The sequence below is a fragment of the Thiogranum sp. genome (assembly GCF_058323355.1).
In genome coordinates, this window is sequence record NZ_JBTTIO010000017.1 from 1 (window position 1) to 16,004 (window position 16,004).

The window sequence follows — 16,004 nt, forward strand, 5'->3', positions numbered from 1 at the left end:
TTGTTGTCTTCGCTGAGCAGGTTCTGGGCGACACCGACCGCACGCGAGGCGTCTTTCACGTATACGGTGGTGCCGTGGTAGCCGGGTTCGATTTTCACGGCGGTGTGCACGCGTGAGGTGGTGGCGCCGCCGATCATCAACGGGACTTCAAAACCTTCGCGCTCCATTTCCTTCGCCATGTGCGCCATCTCATCGAGACTGGGGGTGATGAGGCCGCTGAGGCCGATAATATCGACCCCGTGTTCGCGCGCCGCCTCCAGGATTTTCTGCGCCGGCACCATGACGCCAAGGTCAATGACTTCGAAGTTGTTGCATTGCAGCACCACGCCGACGATGTTTTTGCCGATGTCGTGGACGTCGCCCTTGACGGTGGCCATGAGGATCTTGCCCTTGGCGCGGGTGTTCTCGTCTTTTTCCGCTTCGATGTAGGGCAGCAGGTAGGCGACGGCTTTTTTCATCACGCGTGCGCTCTTGACCACCTGCGGCAGGAACATTTTACCTTCGCCGAACAGGTCGCCGACCACGTTCATGCCGTCCATCAGCGGGCCTTCGATGACCTGGATGGGGCGGTCGAATTGCTGGCGGCATTCTTCGGTGTCTTCTTCCACGAAGGCGTCTATGCCCTTGACCAGCGCGTGTTCAAGGCGTTTCACGACCGGCCAGCTGCGCCACTCCAGGTCTTCTTTCTTTTCGGCGGTGCTGCCGTCGCCCTTGTATTTACCGGCGATCTCCAGCAGGCGCTCGGTGGCGTCGTCGCGGCGGTTGAGTACCACGTCTTCGACGCGTTCGCGCAGTTCTTCCGGCAGGTCGTCGTAGATGGCCAGCTGGCCGGCGTTGACGATACCCATGTCCATACCGGCCTTGATGGCGTGGTACAGGAACACGGCGTGGATGGCTTCGCGCACCGGGTTGTTGCCGCGGAACGAGAAGGACACGTTGCTGACGCCGCCGGAGACCCTGGCGTGCGGCAAGGTCTGCTTGATCTCGCGCGTGGCTTCGATGAAGTCGACGCCGTAGTTGTTGTGCTCATCGATGCCGGTGGCGACGGCGAAAATGTTCGGGTCGAAGATAATCTCTTCCGGCGGGAAACCGATCTGCTCGGTAAGGATCTTGTAGGCGCGCGTGCAGATCTCGACCTTGCGCTCGCGGGTATCGGCCTGGCCGACTTCGTCGAAGGCCATGACGATAATGGCGGCGCCATACTTGCGGCACAGCTTCGCGTGTTTGATAAAGGCTTCTTCGCCTTCCTTCATGCTGATGGAGTTGACGACGCCCTTGCCCTGGATGCGCTTCAGGCCCGCTTCGATGATGTGCCACTTGGACGAGTCGACCATGATCGGCACGCGCGAGATGTCCGGTTCGCTGGCGATCAGGTTGAGGAAGGTGATCATGGCTTTTTCGCCATCGAGCATGCCTTCGTCCATGTTGATGTCGATGATCTGCGCGCCGTTCTCGACCTGCTCGCGCGCCACGTCCAGCGCTTCGTCGTACTGTTCTTCGAGGATCAGGCGTTTGAACCTGGCTGAGCCGGTGACGTTGGTGCGTTCGCCGACATTCACAAACAGCGAGTCATCGCGGATGTTGCAGGGCTCAAGACCGGACAGGCGCAGGGTGAAGTCGTGCTCGACCTTCTTGCGCGGTGGATATTTCGACACCGCCTCGGCAATCGCCTTGATATGCGGCGGGGTGGTGCCGCAGCAGCCGCCGATGATGTTGAGGAAACCGCTCTTTGCCCATTCGCCCAGTTCTTTGGCCATTTCTTCCGGCGATTCGTCGTACTCGCCAAACTCGTTGGGCAGGCCGGCGTTGGGGTGGGCGTTGACGTAACAGTCCGCGGTGCCGGCCAGCTCGTCGATGTACTGGCGCAATTGTTTGGCGCCCAGCGCGCAGTTGAAGCCCAGCGAAATCGGTTTGACGTGGCGCAGTGAGTTGAAGAAGGCTTCGGCGGTCTGGCCGGACAGGGTGCGGCCGGAGGCATCGGTAATGGTGCCGGAGATCATTACCGGCAGGGTTTTGCCCAGGTCCTCGAAACAGGTCTCCACTGCGAAGGTGGCGGCCTTGGCGTTGAGGGTGTCAAAAATGGTTTCGACCAGGATGATGTCAGCGCCACCCTCGATCAGTGCTTTGGTGGCTTCGTAATAGGTGTCGCGCAACTCGTCGAAGGTGATGTTGCGGAAGCCGGGGTCGTTGACATCCGGGCTTAGCGAACAGGTGCGGCTGGTGGGGCCGAGCACACCGGCGACGAAACGGGGTTTGTCTTCGCTGCTGAATTCATCGCAGGCGGCGCGCGCGAGTCGCGCGCCTTCGTAGTTCAGTTCGTAGACCAGCACTTCCTGCTGGTAGTCCGCCAGCGATACGCTGGTGGAATTAAAAGTGTTGGTCTCGACGATGTCCGCACCGGCCTCAAGGTAGGCCTTGTGGATGTCGCTGATGATCTGCGGCTGGGTCAGCGACAGCAGGTCGTTGTTGCCCTTCAGGTCGGTCGGCCAATCGGCAAAGCGCTCGCCGCGGTAGTCGGCTTCGTCCAGTTTATAGCGCTGGATCATGGTGCCCATGGCGCCGTCCAGGATGAGAATGCGTTCTTCGAGGAGTTGTTCGAGTGTTTTCATGAGCCTGGGCGAACAGTCAAAAGAAACGCATTATACCAGCGTCGTCAGGAGGATGCCGGAATACCGGCATTCGTGGCTCAGGCCCGTCCCTGCACGCCTGTTCAGGGTCAGTTCTTGCGGAGGACTTCCAGAATCGTCCCATCCACGCCGGTAACCTCGATCCGGGTGCCAGCAGGGCAGTCCTCGCCGCGTACCTTCCAGGTGGAGTCATCCACGCGGATCTTGCCGATACCGTCGACGATCGGTTCTTCCAGCGTGAAAACCCGGCCGACGTACTGCTCACCACGCCGGTTCAGGTGTGGCTGGTCGGTATCAGCGGGAGTGGATCGAAAGTACTTGCGCCAGATGACAATGCTGATAACCGACAGTACCGAGAACAGTAACAACTGGTATTCCCAGCCCATGTCCGGAGCCAGATAAACCATGCCACCGACCGCCACGGCGGAAATACCCAGCCAGAGAAAAAAGGCACCCGGCGCAAACACTTCCAGAATGATCAATACAGCGGCGAGAATCCACCAGTGCCAGTGGCCGATTGACTCCATCATACCCCGGGATTCCCTCTCGACCGATCTCCGGCCTCAGCTTGTTTCTGTTTACCCAGTGCATCTTTGGCCAGCTCGGCGATGCCGCCGATGGCGCCGATGACACTGGCTGCCTCGAGTGGCATCAATACCAGTTTCTGATTGGGTGAGGTGGCGATGGCCTGTAACGAGTCAATATATTTTGTCGCCACGAAATAGTTGATGGCGTTGATGTCACCGCTGGCAATGGCCGTGGAAACCATCTCCGTTGCCCGGGCTTCGGCTTCTGCCTGGCGTTCGCGCGCCTCGGCATCGAGGAAGGCCGCCTGGCGGTTACCCTCGGCATCCAGGATGACGGCCTGTTTCTCACCTTCCGCCTTGAGGATTTCCGCCTGGCGGAAGCCCTCCGCCTCAAGGATGTTGGCGCGCTTCTCTCGCTCGGCTTTCATCTGCCGCGCCATGGCGTCGACCAGGTCACGCGGCGGGGTGATATCCTTGATCTCGATGCGTGTCACCTTGACGCCCCACGGCGTGGTGGCGTCGTCGACCACGTGCAGCAGTTGTGCATTGATGGTGTCGCGTTGCGACAGCAGCGCGTCGAGATCCATGGAGCCCATGACAGTACGGATATTGGTCATGGTCAGGTTGAGGATAGCGAGTTCCAGCTGGTTGACCTCGTAGGCGGCCCTGGCGGCATCGAGCACCTGGAAGAACACCACGCCGTCGACGGTTACCATGGCGTTGTCGCGGGTGATGACTTCCTGCGAGGGCACGTCCATGACGCGTTCCATCATGTTCAGTTTTGCACCGACGCGGTCAATGATCGGTACGATGATATTGAGTCCCGGGCGCAGGGTTCTGGTATAACGGCCGAAACGTTCAACCGTATATTCTGTACCCTGTGGCACGGACTTGACGCCCATAATGACCAGCGCAACAGCCAGCACCAGTATGAGAATGACAAATTCCTGAAATCCGAACATGGTCTCTCCTTGTTTTAGCGAACGCGCTCAGCTTTTATCCAGATGCTTTCGCTGTAGCGGTCCCGGGTTGAATAGTGCTTGCCTGTCTGCGTGGAAGAACGTTTGATCTGGCTGGTGGTTCCACCCAGCGGAATCCACTCACCCAGACGGCCGCTGATGGTTGTGGCGGCACTGCGGGTATTGATGGCCCCGGCAGTGGATGCATCAAGTGAATCACGGTGGGGGCCGATATCCATAACGACCCGCTCCCCGTTCACGCGGGGCCGTACGTAGAACCCGCTGGTTACATCCTTGTAGGCGATACTGGACTCAACGATCTGCCGGTTGTCCTGCTGGTAGACATTGCCGGAGAAGTAGGGGATGGATTTGCCTGTTTCGATGTAGCCGGTGGTTCCCTCAGTGATACGCAGACGATGCACGGGATTGTCCTGCATGCGTGTACGCGTGCCGATGATCTTGCCTGTCGCCTGAATGCCATGCCCTTCTGTCGTGGTACTGCCCTTACCGATCTGGATGGTCGTGTCTCCATCCTGGTAGCGGATGCCGGCATCGACACCGAGTGCCTGCAGGTCGCGTTCGCTGCCGTGAAACACGGAGATCATGAGTTGTGCAGCGGCACGATCCAGCTTGCTGACCAGTGCGCGAATCTGTGCCTGACGTGTACTGTCAGCCTTGAGTATCAACTGGAACCCCCGTCCGCTGATCGACTCACCGGGATTCAGCATGGGTTTGAGCAGCGGGATGATGTCTTCCGCGGGACGATGGCGTAGTTCAATGACATCCAGTTCACTGGCAGCGATCGCAGTGGCCTGGAGCAGTAACAGCAGGGCGACAAGCATTCGCATGGCTACTAGAGGTACAGCCTGCGAAATTCAGGGTGGACTGCGCTGCGGTCCCAGACTTCGGTAAAGAAATCTGCCTTGCGTCGTGCTTCAACCGGTGCGTGGAAATTAGCTGTGCCCTCGTAGCGGTCGGACAGTTTCCGGTAAACCAGACCACATTGGTCAGCCACCAGGAAGGCTTCATTATGTTGCCGGTAGTCCGGGTGGGGCTGGCGCAGTTCGATAGAGCTGCTGAGCTTGCGCGCCAGTTCCAGCAGGCGCTGGCAGCGCTTTACCGCCTCAACCGGCTGTTGCACCAGAAAGCGGATGCGTGCCTTGCGGTTGCGCAGACACAGGCCACTCAGGTTGTCGAGAAAAGTGCCTTGCTCGTAGAGGCCCGGATCGAGGTGCCTGGAAAAGATATCCAGCGCGTCCTGCGCCTGTCCGGTCATCAGGTTGGTGGCATAGGCGGCTTCAGCGCGGGTGGTGAGTTCGATGTCCAGGTCTGACAGTCCAAGCCGCAGTTTCACGAAACGCTGAAAATTTTCTTCATTGTTCATAGCGCAAGCCTACTGCGACACGGGTTTACTGTACAGTCGTGCGCCACAAGGGTGCAAAAAGTTTAAGGCTTTGACATGACCTGCCGTTATCAGTGGGAAGGACTTGCAGCCAGTTATCAAGGATAGGACGCAAGTCTTCGTATTTCAAGGAAAATTCGGCCTATCGGGCGTTTCTCAGCCCGGTACTTTCCATTTTTTGTATCCCGGGCACTGAGGATTGGCATTGATGCCTTTCGGGTGAGCGCAACGCGTTGTGCCTGAAAACAACTACATGACTCAGGGATGGAGAAACGTGAATGAAATGCATTAAAGCTGTGACCGCTATGTCACAGGGTTTTGCGAGTTTAAGGATGAGGTTGGGGGATTTGTCTGTACGTGCCGTGGCGGTTGTGTTGCTTGCCAGCACCACCACCTGGCTGGCGCTGGATGTCGTTTATGACGGAGCAATGCGTGAACAGCGCACCTGGACAATGTTGTTCTTCGGCCTGTTGCTGGTGGCAGTGGCCGTTCATCTCATGGCCCGTGTTGAACGTGTTCATCATATCGTGGAGCGCTATGCACAGCGACTTGGGATCCCGTTGCCGGATTTTTCCCGCTGTGGCGTTATTGAACGTTTGCACAAGCGACTCGAGCGGCTCAGTGAAGAAGTCGTGGCGGAAAATTATGCGCTGGAATACCAGGCGCGACATGATAGTTTGACCAACCTGCCCAATCGTTCGCTGTTACTCGAGCGCCTTGAAAGCGAGTTGCTGGCCGCGCAGGAAGCCAACGAGACGATTGCGCTCTTTATCATGGATCTCGACCAGTTCAAGGAAGTGAACGACACGCTGGGACACCACATCGGCGATCGGCTGCTACAGGAGGTCAGCCGGCGGCTGGTTTCCGTGCTGCGCCATACAGATATGGTGGCACGACTTGGCGGTGATGAATTTGCCGTGTTGTTGCCGGGTGCTGACCGTGAACATGCAAAACTCATTTGCCGCAAGATTTCTACGGCGCTCGAACAACCGATCAAGATCGAAAACCTTCGCCTGCGCGCGGGCATCAGTATTGGTGTTGCGCTATGCCCCGAACATGGCCAGGACGCCAGCCTGCTGATGCGCTTTGCCGATGTGGCCATGTATGAAGCCAAGCGCAGGCAAAAAGGCTTTACCTTCTATGCAGCGGGTCGTGACGACAAGTCCATCAGCCGCCTCGGGCTTTCAGCCGAACTCAAGGAGGCGATCGAGCAGGACCAGTTGACGCTGGACTACCAGCCAATGGTAGACATATCCAGTGGCAGGATTTTCTGTGCCGAGGCGCTGGTGCGCTGGAACCACCCGCAATACGGCCTGGTTCCGCCCGAGGAGTTTATTCCGTCTGCCGAGCAGACCGGCGTGATCCGTCCTCTCACCTTGTGGGTGATCGATCACGCACTGGCACAGGTCGCGACATGGGCTGTTGCCGGTATTGATCTGAGTATCAGTATTAATCTTTCCGTGCGCAGCCTGCAGGACAGGCGGTTGCCGTCCCAGGTTCAGAAACTGGTCAGGCGGTATAACGCCAACCCTTCACGGATCATTCTTGAAATTACCGAGAGCGCAATTATGTCGGACCCGTTGACAGCGCGCCGTGTGATGCGACGCCTGTCGAACATGGGTTTCCAGTTATCGATCGATGACTTTGGAACCGGTTACTCCTCGCTGGCCTACCTGAAACAGTTGCCGGTTGATGAGATAAAAATTGACAAGTCTTTCGTCACGCAGATGGACAGCGATGAAAATGACGCGGTTATTGTCCGCGCGACGATTGACCTGGCCCATAACCTGGGCCTGAAAGTTGTAGCAGAGGGGGTGGAAAGCACCGACGTGTGGGATCTTCTGGAAATGCTGGGTTGCGATACGGCGCAGGGTTACTTTATCCGCAAGCCTCAGAGTCCCCACAAACTGGCCGAGTGGTTATGTTCCCGCGAGTGGAAGCAGGAACGCTGGGTGACGCCCCTGGCGGTGGCCGAATAACGAGCGAAGCAGGGTGTTGAGGTATTTATCCCCGCGTTTGCGGGGATTTTTTTCAGATGGATTTTGCCTGTTCCACGGCATTACCGATGTAACTGCCCGGTGTCAGTTTTTCCAGCGCATCCTTTGCCTGCTGCGGAATATCCAGTCCCTCGATAAAGGTCTTGAGGGATTCGGCATCGATGCCCTTGCCGCGCGTCAGTTCCTTGAGCTTTTCGTAAGGCTGTTCCACGCCATAGCGGCGCATGACCGTCTGTACCGCTTCGGCGAGAACTTCCCAGGTGGCATCCAGGTCCTCGGCAAGCCTGGCCGGGTTGGGTTCGAGTTTGCCAATACCACGTATCAATGAATCGTAACCAATGGCAGAGTGTGCGATGCCCACGCCCAGGTTACGCAATACCGTGGAGTCGCTGAGGTCACGCTGCCAGCGGGAGATCGGCAGTTTCATCGACAGGTGGTCGAAGATGGCATTGGCGATGCCGAAGTTGCCCTCGGCATTCTCGAAGTCGATGGGGTTGACCTTGTGCGGCATGGTCGAGGAACCGATTTCACCGGCCACGGTTTTCTGTTTGAAATAACCGAGCGAGATGTAGCCCCACACATCACGTGCAAAGTCGATCAGAATGACGTTAAAGCGCGATACCGCATCGAACAGTTCCGCGATGTAGTCGTGCGGCTCGACCTGGATGGTATAGGGGTTCCAGTCGAGACCGAGGCGGGTAACGAATTCACGGCTGAAGGCTGGCCAGTCAATCTCGGGGTAGGCCACCATGTGTGCGTTGTAGTTGCCGACAGCGCCATTGAGCTTGCCGAGCATGGGCACGGCGGCAACCTGGTCACGCTGGCGGTGCAGGCGCGATGCCACATTGGCCATTTCCTTGCCCAGCGTGGTGGGCGAAGCGGGCTGGCCGTGGGTACGCGACAGCATGGGCAGTTCCGCGTTGTCGTGTGCGAGCTGGGTGATGGCACGGATGATTTCGTCGAGTTGCGGCAGCAGCACCTGGCCACGCGCCTCGCGCAGCATCAGTGCGTGGGCAAGATTATTGATATCCTCGGAGGTGCAGGCAAAGTGGATAAATTCACTGATGGCTTCCAGTTCGCTGTTGCCGGCAATCTTTTCCTTAAGGAAATACTCTACCGCCTTCACATCATGGTTGGTGGTGCGTTCGATGTTCTTGACGCGCTGCGCATCTTCCTCGCTGAAGTTGGCGGCGATGGCATCGAGCAGGTTGCTGGCGTGCTCGCTGAGTACCGGCACTTCGGGAATCCCGCTGTGGGCGGCAAGTGCCTGCAGCCAGCGTACCTCGACCAGTACGCGATGACGGATGAGACCGTACTCGCTGAAGATCGGGCGCAGTGCTTCGGTCTTGCGGCCATAGCGGCCGTCAACAGGAGAAACGGCAGTAAGTGAAGTCAGTTCCATGCTCATATCAGGCTGCCAGTTGACGGAGTACATAGTGCAGGATGCCACCGTGCCGGTAGTATTCGACTTCCTGCGGGGTGTCGATACGCACACGTACGGTGAAGGTCTTTTCGCTGCCGTCGTCGCTGACCGCGCGCACCGTCAGCTGTTTGGCCGAACCGTCACCGAGGCCTTCGAAGCGGAAGGTTTCCTTGCCGGTCAGGCCGAGCGATGCAGCTGTTTCCCCCTGGTTGTATTGCAGGGGCAGTATACCCATGCACACCAGGTTGGTGCGATGGATGCGTTCGTAGCTTTCGGCAATCACCGCACGCACGCCGAGCAGGCGTGGACCCTTGGCGGCCCAGTCGCGAGACGAGCCGGAGCCGTATTCCTTGCCGGCCAGTACGATCAGCGGCACATTTTCGTCCTTGTAACGCATGGCCGCATCGTAAATGCTCATCGCTTCGCCGTCGGGCAGGTGCACGGTCACGCCGCCCTCGGTACCGGGCGCCAGCAGGTTGCGCAGGCGGATATTGGCGAAGGTGCCGCGCATCATGACTTCGTGGTTGCCGCGCCGCGAACCCAGTGAGTTGAAGTCGGCTGGCTGTACGCCCTGTTCCAGCAGGTACTGGCCCGCCGGGCTGTCGGGCTTGATGGCGCCGGCCGGGGAGATGTGGTCGGTCGTAACCGAATCACCAAGCATGGCCAGCGCACGTGCGCCGGTGATATCGGAAATTTCACCCACGTCCTGGCTCATGCCTTCGAAATAGGGCGGGTTGCGGATGTAGGTGGAATCGTCTTTCCAGCCGAACAACTGACCTTGCGGGGATTCCAGCGCATTCCAGCGGTTCTCGCCCTTGAAGACGTCTTCATACACACGGGTGAATTCCTCGCGGTTGACACTGCTGCTGATCAGCGCGCTGATCTCCGCCTGGCCGGGCCAGATATCTTTCAGGAATATATCGTTGCCGTTGGCATCCTGTCCCAGGGGTTCATTGACCAGGTCTGTGTCCATGGTGCCGGCAATAGCATAGGCCACCACCAGCGGCGGAGAGGCGAGGTAGTTCATGCGCACTTCGGCGTGCACACGGCCTTCAAAATTGCGGTTGCCGGAGAGTACCGAGCAGGCGGACAGGTTGCCGTCTGCAATGGCTTTGGAAACAGCTTCCGGTAACGGGCCGGAGTTGCCGATGCAGGTTGCACAGCCGTAACCGACGACATTGAAGCCCAGTGTTTCCAGATCATCCATCAGGCCGGCCTGGTTCAGGTATTCGGTTACCACCTGCGAACCGGGCGCCAGCGAGGTTTTAACCCAGGGTTTTACTTTCAGTCCTTTTTCGACCGCCTTGCGCGCTACCAGCCCGGCGCCGAGCATGACCGACGGGTTGGAGGTGTTGGTGCAGGAGGTGATGGAGGCGATGACAACCGCGCCATCGTTCAGTTCGAAGTGCTGGCCATCGATGCTGCCGGAAGCCGTGCGGCTTTCCAGCTTGCGCTCGTTTTTCAGCGCAGTGAGCGCTTCATTGAACATGCGCTTCGAGTCACTCAGCGGCACGCGATCCTGCGGGCGCTTGGGTCCGGCGAGGCTCGGTACGACGTCTCCCATATCCAGTTCCACAACGCTGGTATAGCGGGTGTCGGGCTGCCCCTTGACGCGGAACATACCCTGCTCGCGCGCATAGGCCTCCACCAGTGCGATCTGTTCCTCGCTGCGGCCGGACAGGTGCAGGTAGTTCAGAGTTTCTCCGTCAACCGGGAAGATGCCGCAGGTGGCGCCGTATTCCGGGGCCATGTTAGCCAGCGTTGCCCGGTCGGCCAGCGACAGGTGGTCGAGACCGTCGCCGAAGAATTCCACGAACTTGCCGACCACGCCGTGCTTGCGCAGCATTTCAACCACCCGCAGTACCAGGTCAGTTGCCGTTGCACCTTCGGGCAGTTCACCATTGAGTTTGAAACCCACGACCTGCGGGATCAGCATGGAAACCGGCTGACCAAGCATGGCGGCCTCGGCCTCGATGCCGCCCACGCCCCAGCCCAGTACGCCAAGGCCATTGACCATCGTAGTGTGCGAGTCGGTACCCACCAGTGTGTCAGGGTAGGCCTGCAGCACGCCGTTGTTTTCCTGCGCGAACACCACGCGCGCCAGGTATTCGAGATTGACCTGGTGGACAATGCCGGTATCCGGCGGCACCACCTTGAAGTTGGAGAAGGCCTTCTGGCCCCACTTCAGAAAGGCGTAGCGCTCCTGGTTGCGCTGGTATTCGATTTTGGCATTCAGGTCCATCGAATCCTTGCGCCCGAAGCTGTCGATCTGCACCGAGTGGTCAATCACCAGTTCGGCAGGCTGCAGCGGGTTGATCTTTTCCGGGTCACCGCCCAGGGCCTTCATGGCGTCGCGCATGGCGGCAAGATCGACCACGGCCGGGACACCGGTGAAATCCTGCATCAGCACACGCGCAGGACGGTAGGCGATTTCCTGACTGGGTGCGGCGTTCGGCTCCCAGTTGATGAGCGCTTCGATGTCGTCACGAGTGACGGTTTTGCCGTCTTCAAAGCGCAGCAGGTTTTCCAGCAGCACCTTGAGAGAGTAGGGTAGTGTGGAAACATCCTTTTCCAGCGCCGGCAGGCGATAGATTTCGTAGTCCTTGCCGTTGCAGTTAAGTGTGCTCCGTGTGGAAAAACTGTTGCTCATTCAAAGCTCCCGTGACCCGAATTCAAGTAAGCACGCCATTATGGGCTATTTGATTTGCGCTGGGTAGATGCGTCATGGCGAGCAAAGCGCGGCAATCTGCACGCCTGAAACCAGACGGTTGGAGATTGCTTCGTCGCTTCGCTCCTCGCATTGGCAAACTAATCATATGTTTAATATATATAACAGTATGATGGTGAATATATTTAAAGTGATATCAGTATTGATTGTGCTGGGTCTTGCCGCCTGCGCCACGCCGTATCGTTATCCCTCCAGTCAGATCTCCACGGAATTGTCGCTGCAGCCGGATTATGCGCTGATGCGCGACGGTTATCGGCTGCCGCTGTCGGTCTGGCAGCCACAACAGGCGGACACCTGTCGCGCGGTGTTGCTGGCGTTGCATGGCCTGAACGACTACCGCAATGCCTTTGCCGGCGTCGGCCCTTATCTGGCCGGGCGGGGTGTTACGGTTTATGCCTATGACCAGCGTGGCTTTGGCGAAACCGACGGTGCGGGTTACTGGCATGGCTGGCAGCGCATGGTGGATGACCTGCACGACATGCTCCGCCTGCTGCGCCGTACACACCCGGACTGCCCGTTGTATGTGCTGGGCGAAAGCATGGGGGGCGGCGTTGTACTTGCCGCACAACGTGAAGCGGCACTGGATGTGGCGGGTGAAATCCTGCTGGCACCGGCGGTCTGGTCACGTGACAGCATGCCCTGGTACCAGCGCGCCGGGTTGTGGTTTGCTGCGCATACCCTGCCCGGGAAACGACTGACCGGAGAGGGGCTCAATCTTCACCCGTCTGACAACATCGACATGTTGCGTGCACTGGGGCGTGACCCGAAAATCATCAGGGCCACGCGTGTCGATGTCCTGTATGGCGTGACCAACCTGATGGATGTTGCCGCTTCTATACCGGCGGTGCATTTCAATCGCTGCCTGTTGCTGTATGGCGCTCACGACGAGATTATTCCGCGCCAGCCAACCTGCCAGTTACTGGACCGCCTGCAACAGACACCGAACGCCTCACAGGTAAGGCTTTATCCACGGGGCTATCACATGCTGACACGTGACCTGAACGCGCAGGTGGTGCTGGAGGATATCGCTGAATGGTTACTTTCACCGGACAGGCTGATGTCAGACAGCGGAAAGATCGACGGGTTTTGCAGCACCACGGACAGCCCGTTTCAACACACCGGACAACATTAAAGCCAGACGGGTAACTGTCGTTATACCGTGCAGCAGTCATTTTTCCAGATCGTGTCCTGCACCTGCACGACTCCTGGGTTCCGGCCCTAACCCCGCCAGACAACATGCATTTTCCACCGGAGATGCAAAACAAAGGCGAGGGATCTGAGCGCATGGAACTATTCGTTAAATTCACCCTGTGGGCCACGCCCGCCATCGGCCTGCTGGGCGCTTTCTGGTACTGGCGCGGTAATCGCACGCCTGAGCGGGTAGAGGTTGAAACCCTTTCCCCCCTTGCAACCGATGAGGCGCAAACCTTGTCCCGCGAGTCTGCAGCTGCAGTTGCTGACGTCTGCGACAAGGCTTTCACGCTTTGGGCAAAACAGATCCGCAATGTGCGTGACTTGTCCGGGCGGGAAATCGAGACCCTGGTGGCAGATTTCCGGGAGATTGCCACAACGCTGCAATCATCACTGGATACCTCGATCGGAAAAACAGGAACGGAGTGCCAGCGTGCGGCGGACAGTGATTGCCCCTTCTATACCAGGGGCAGCGTATGCGAGGTCGAGGCACAGTTAAAAGCCGTAATCGACTCATTGCAGTCAACCATCGATACCAAGAATGATTTCCTCGAGCAGATGCGCGGGTTGTCGGAATATACCGTGGACCTGCAGAAAATGGCGCAAGCCGTGTCTTCCATCGCGGACCAGACCAACATGCTTGCCCTCAATGCCGCGATAGAGGCCGCCCGCGCCGGTGAAGCGGGGCGGGGGTTCTCCGTGGTGGCCGATGAGGTGCGAACACTGGCAACACGCTCCGGTGAAATCAGTGGCACGATCATCGATAGTTCCAGAAAGATCAATGAGGCGATTTCCCTGGCCGTTGGCAGCGCCGAAGACAGTGTGCAGCGGGAAAACGCACTGGTAGAGGAAAGCCAGGTTATCGTCAATGCCGTATCAGAGCGTTATGCGAGTCAGGTGAATGCGCTGTCCGATACCGCTGAAACACTTTCGCTGTCGGCGGGACACATACATCGGCAGATCGGCAAGGCGCTGATTGCTTTTCAGTTCCAGGATCGTGTCGACCAGATACTGGCCAATGTGGAAACGAACATGGGCCAGCTTGCCCTGCAATTTGACAGCATCGGAAGAAACGGCGAACAGATTGATGTTGCAAGTTGCCTGGAGCAAATGAAAGCTTCGTATACCACGGCAGATGAGCGCATGGCTCACGGGGTTGTTGTGGGCGATGTGTCCAGCGATGCAGCCACTGAATCAGAGGGCGACATAACGCTGTTTTGAAGTATTCGCTTCAACCCAGGCCACCAGTTCGCTGGCGGGTAGCGGACGGCTCATGTAATAACCCTGCGCCTTGTCACAACCCAGTTCTTTCAGCGCTTCCAGCGTCCTTTCATCTTCCACACCTTCGGCTGTTACCGAGCGTCCCAGGTTGTGCCCAAGGTCAATGGTCGATTTCACAATAACGGCATGCTTCGAATTGTTCAGCATGTCTGTGACGAAAGACCGGTCTATTTTGATTTCCGCAACGGGAAGTTGTCCGAGTGCTGCCAGTGACGAATATCCCGTACCAAAATCATCAATCGAAGCGCGCACGCCGATTTCCTCCAGGCGCATGAGGATCTTGCGAGCGTGCAACGGATCATCCATGAAGGCGCTTTCGGTGATTTCGACTATCAGCCTGGAGGCTGGCACTTCCCAGGCTTCCAGCAGCCCTGCTACCTGGTCGGGCAGTCTGGATTCCGCCAGGTTACGTGCTGAAAGATTCACTGCAACATTGAGATCCAGACCCATCTTTCGCCACAGGTGGCATTGACGCAGGGCAGCATTGAGCACCCACAGGGTAAGCGGCCGGATCAGTCCGCCGCGCTCCGCCAGTGGAATGAATTCGTCCGGGCCGATAAAACCGTGCTGGGGATGTGTCCAGCGCAGTAATGCTTCAACGCCGGTCACGCGACCATTGTCGAGATCCACTTTGGGCTGGTAGTAGAGCGTCAGGCCATCGTGCTCCAGTGCATGACGCAGTTCTCCCATCAGCGCCAGTCGGCGCATGCTGTAAGGATCTGATTCCGGCTCATAGATAAAGCATCCGCTGTTTCGCTGTTTGGCCTGGTACATGGCCACATCGGCCCGCCTGATGAGTGTATCGGCTTCCTGGCCATGGTCGGGATACACGCTGATGCCAATGCTGGTTTCTATGTCAAGGTACATATTTTCGATAACAAAGGGCCGTTCCAGAACGCTGATGATGTTGCGGGCGAAACGCACCGCCTGTACGGTATCGATTCCGGGCAACAACACGGCGAATTCATCGCCACCAAGGCGTGCAACCGTGTCGCTGTCCCGGGTTGCAGTCTGGATGCGGGCGCCGACCTGCTGGAGCAACAGGTCACCGCTGGTATGCCCGAGGGTATCGTTGATGTCCTTGAACCGGTCCAGATCCATGACCATCAGCGCGCCCTGTTTGCCAGTCTGGCCGGCGTCATGAATGGTCTGTTCGAGACAGTCGTACAACAGCGTACGGTTGGGAAGATCCGTCAGGTCATCGTGAAGGGCCTGGTGAACAAGGACAGCATTCTGCCGGTCCAGGCGACGGGATATATTGGCGGCCAGCAACAATGCACTCCAGGCCGCGATCCAGATCACAACAACGCCTGTCGCCACCAGCCGCGCTCCCAGGCTTTCCATGAACGCAGTAACTTCTGTTTGTGTCCGCTGGGTAACAATCAGTTTGTAGGGAATGCCCTCAATAGCCGCCGAGGCCCAGATATAGTCCTGTCCATCGAAACTGAAGCTTCCCCCTTCATCGTCCGAACGAATAAGTGTTTCGATGGGGAACTGCCGGTAGTTTTTCCCCAGAAACTCCGGCAGGGGTATCGATGGCGTGTAGTGTTCGTGTGCATCGACCAGAAACTTGAGCTGGTTGTTGTGGCCCTTCAGCCCCGTGACCAGGGATTTTAAATAATTTTCTGAATGGTGGTCGGCGATGTGCGAGAACAGTATTCCCGCCTCCTGTCGCACAAAGGTTCGAAACAGCATCACCTCTTTTTTGATCCCGGAGTCGAGAGCAATTCTGTGGGCGACAAAACCGAAAATAGCCAGCACCAGTATCGCGATGGCGATAAAGGAAAGGATCAGCCGTGTCTTGAGCGTCATAGCAGTAAACGCGGTACAGATAACAACAATGTGCCGTCCGTTACCACCTTTTCCCGG

General features: G+C 58.0%; 11 protein-coding genes. 3 read left to right on the forward strand and 8 right to left on the reverse strand.

Features of this window, described 5'->3' with window-relative positions; all coding sequences use genetic code 11:
- The 5 genes from metH to ACW81B_RS02995 form a co-directional block, all read right to left on the reverse strand.
- On the reverse strand, positions 1-2,609 hold a 2,609-nt coding region (gene metH / locus ACW81B_RS02975), incomplete at its 3' end, for a methionine synthase (RefSeq protein WP_491578722.1).
- A 107-nt stretch (positions 2,610-2,716) separates the two neighbouring features.
- On the reverse strand, positions 2,717-3,157 hold the full coding sequence (locus ACW81B_RS02980; RefSeq protein WP_491578723.1) for an NfeD family protein: 441 nt from the start codon (positions 3,155-3,157) through the stop codon (positions 2,717-2,719).
- Positions 3,154-4,116 (reverse strand): SPFH domain-containing protein, encoded by a 963-nt coding sequence (locus ACW81B_RS02985; RefSeq protein ID WP_491578724.1) that lies wholly within the window; start codon positions 4,114-4,116, stop codon positions 3,154-3,156. The genes ACW81B_RS02980 and ACW81B_RS02985 overlap by 4 nt, the downstream gene beginning before the upstream one ends.
- Before the next feature lie 14 nt (positions 4,117-4,130).
- On the reverse strand, positions 4,131-4,955 hold the full coding sequence (locus ACW81B_RS02990) for a secretin GspD/PilQ domain-containing protein (RefSeq protein WP_491578725.1): 825 nt from the start codon (positions 4,953-4,955) through the stop codon (positions 4,131-4,133).
- 11 nt (positions 4,956-4,966) lie between these two features.
- On the reverse strand, positions 4,967-5,497 hold the full coding sequence (locus ACW81B_RS02995; protein ID WP_491578726.1) for a DUF7931 domain-containing protein: 531 nt from the start codon (positions 5,495-5,497) through the stop codon (positions 4,967-4,969).
- A 365-nt stretch (positions 5,498-5,862) separates the two neighbouring features.
- On the opposite strand from ACW81B_RS02995, the gene ACW81B_RS03000 reads away from it, so the two are divergent.
- Positions 5,863-7,494, forward strand: a complete 1,632-nt coding sequence (locus tag ACW81B_RS03000) for a putative bifunctional diguanylate cyclase/phosphodiesterase (RefSeq protein ID WP_491578727.1) — start codon at positions 5,863-5,865, stop codon at positions 7,492-7,494.
- 52 nt (positions 7,495-7,546) lie between these two features.
- Here the strand turns inward: ACW81B_RS03000 and purB are convergent, their stop codons facing one another.
- Positions 7,547-8,914, reverse strand: coding sequence for an adenylosuccinate lyase (gene purB / locus ACW81B_RS03005; RefSeq protein ID WP_491578770.1), 1,368 nt, complete (start codon positions 8,912-8,914; stop codon positions 7,547-7,549).
- Positions 8,915-8,921: 7 nt separating this feature from the next.
- The gene (gene acnA, locus ACW81B_RS03010) at positions 8,922-11,585 is read right to left on the reverse strand and encodes an aconitate hydratase AcnA (protein ID WP_491578728.1); all 2,664 of its coding nucleotides are present in this window, start codon (positions 11,583-11,585) and stop codon (positions 8,922-8,924) included.
- 208 nt (positions 11,586-11,793) lie between these two features.
- On the opposite strand from acnA, the gene ACW81B_RS03015 reads away from it, so the two are divergent.
- Together ACW81B_RS03015 and ACW81B_RS03020 are read left to right on the forward strand one after the other, a co-directional pair.
- Entirely contained in the window at positions 11,794-12,795 is a 1,002-nt protein-coding gene (locus ACW81B_RS03015; RefSeq protein WP_491578729.1) for an alpha/beta hydrolase, read from the forward strand.
- 152 nt (positions 12,796-12,947) lie between these two features.
- The gene (locus ACW81B_RS03020) at positions 12,948-14,075 is read left to right on the forward strand and encodes a methyl-accepting chemotaxis protein (RefSeq protein ID WP_491578730.1); all 1,128 of its coding nucleotides are present in this window, start codon (positions 12,948-12,950) and stop codon (positions 14,073-14,075) included.
- Here ACW81B_RS03020 and ACW81B_RS03025 read toward each other — a convergent pair.
- Positions 14,049-15,947: a putative bifunctional diguanylate cyclase/phosphodiesterase gene (locus ACW81B_RS03025; protein ID WP_491578731.1), complete on the reverse strand. Its 1,899-nt coding sequence runs from the start codon at positions 15,945-15,947 to the stop codon at positions 14,049-14,051. The two genes, ACW81B_RS03020 and ACW81B_RS03025, sit on opposite strands and share 27 nt — an antisense overlap.
- Positions 15,948-16,004: the final 57 nt, after the last annotated feature.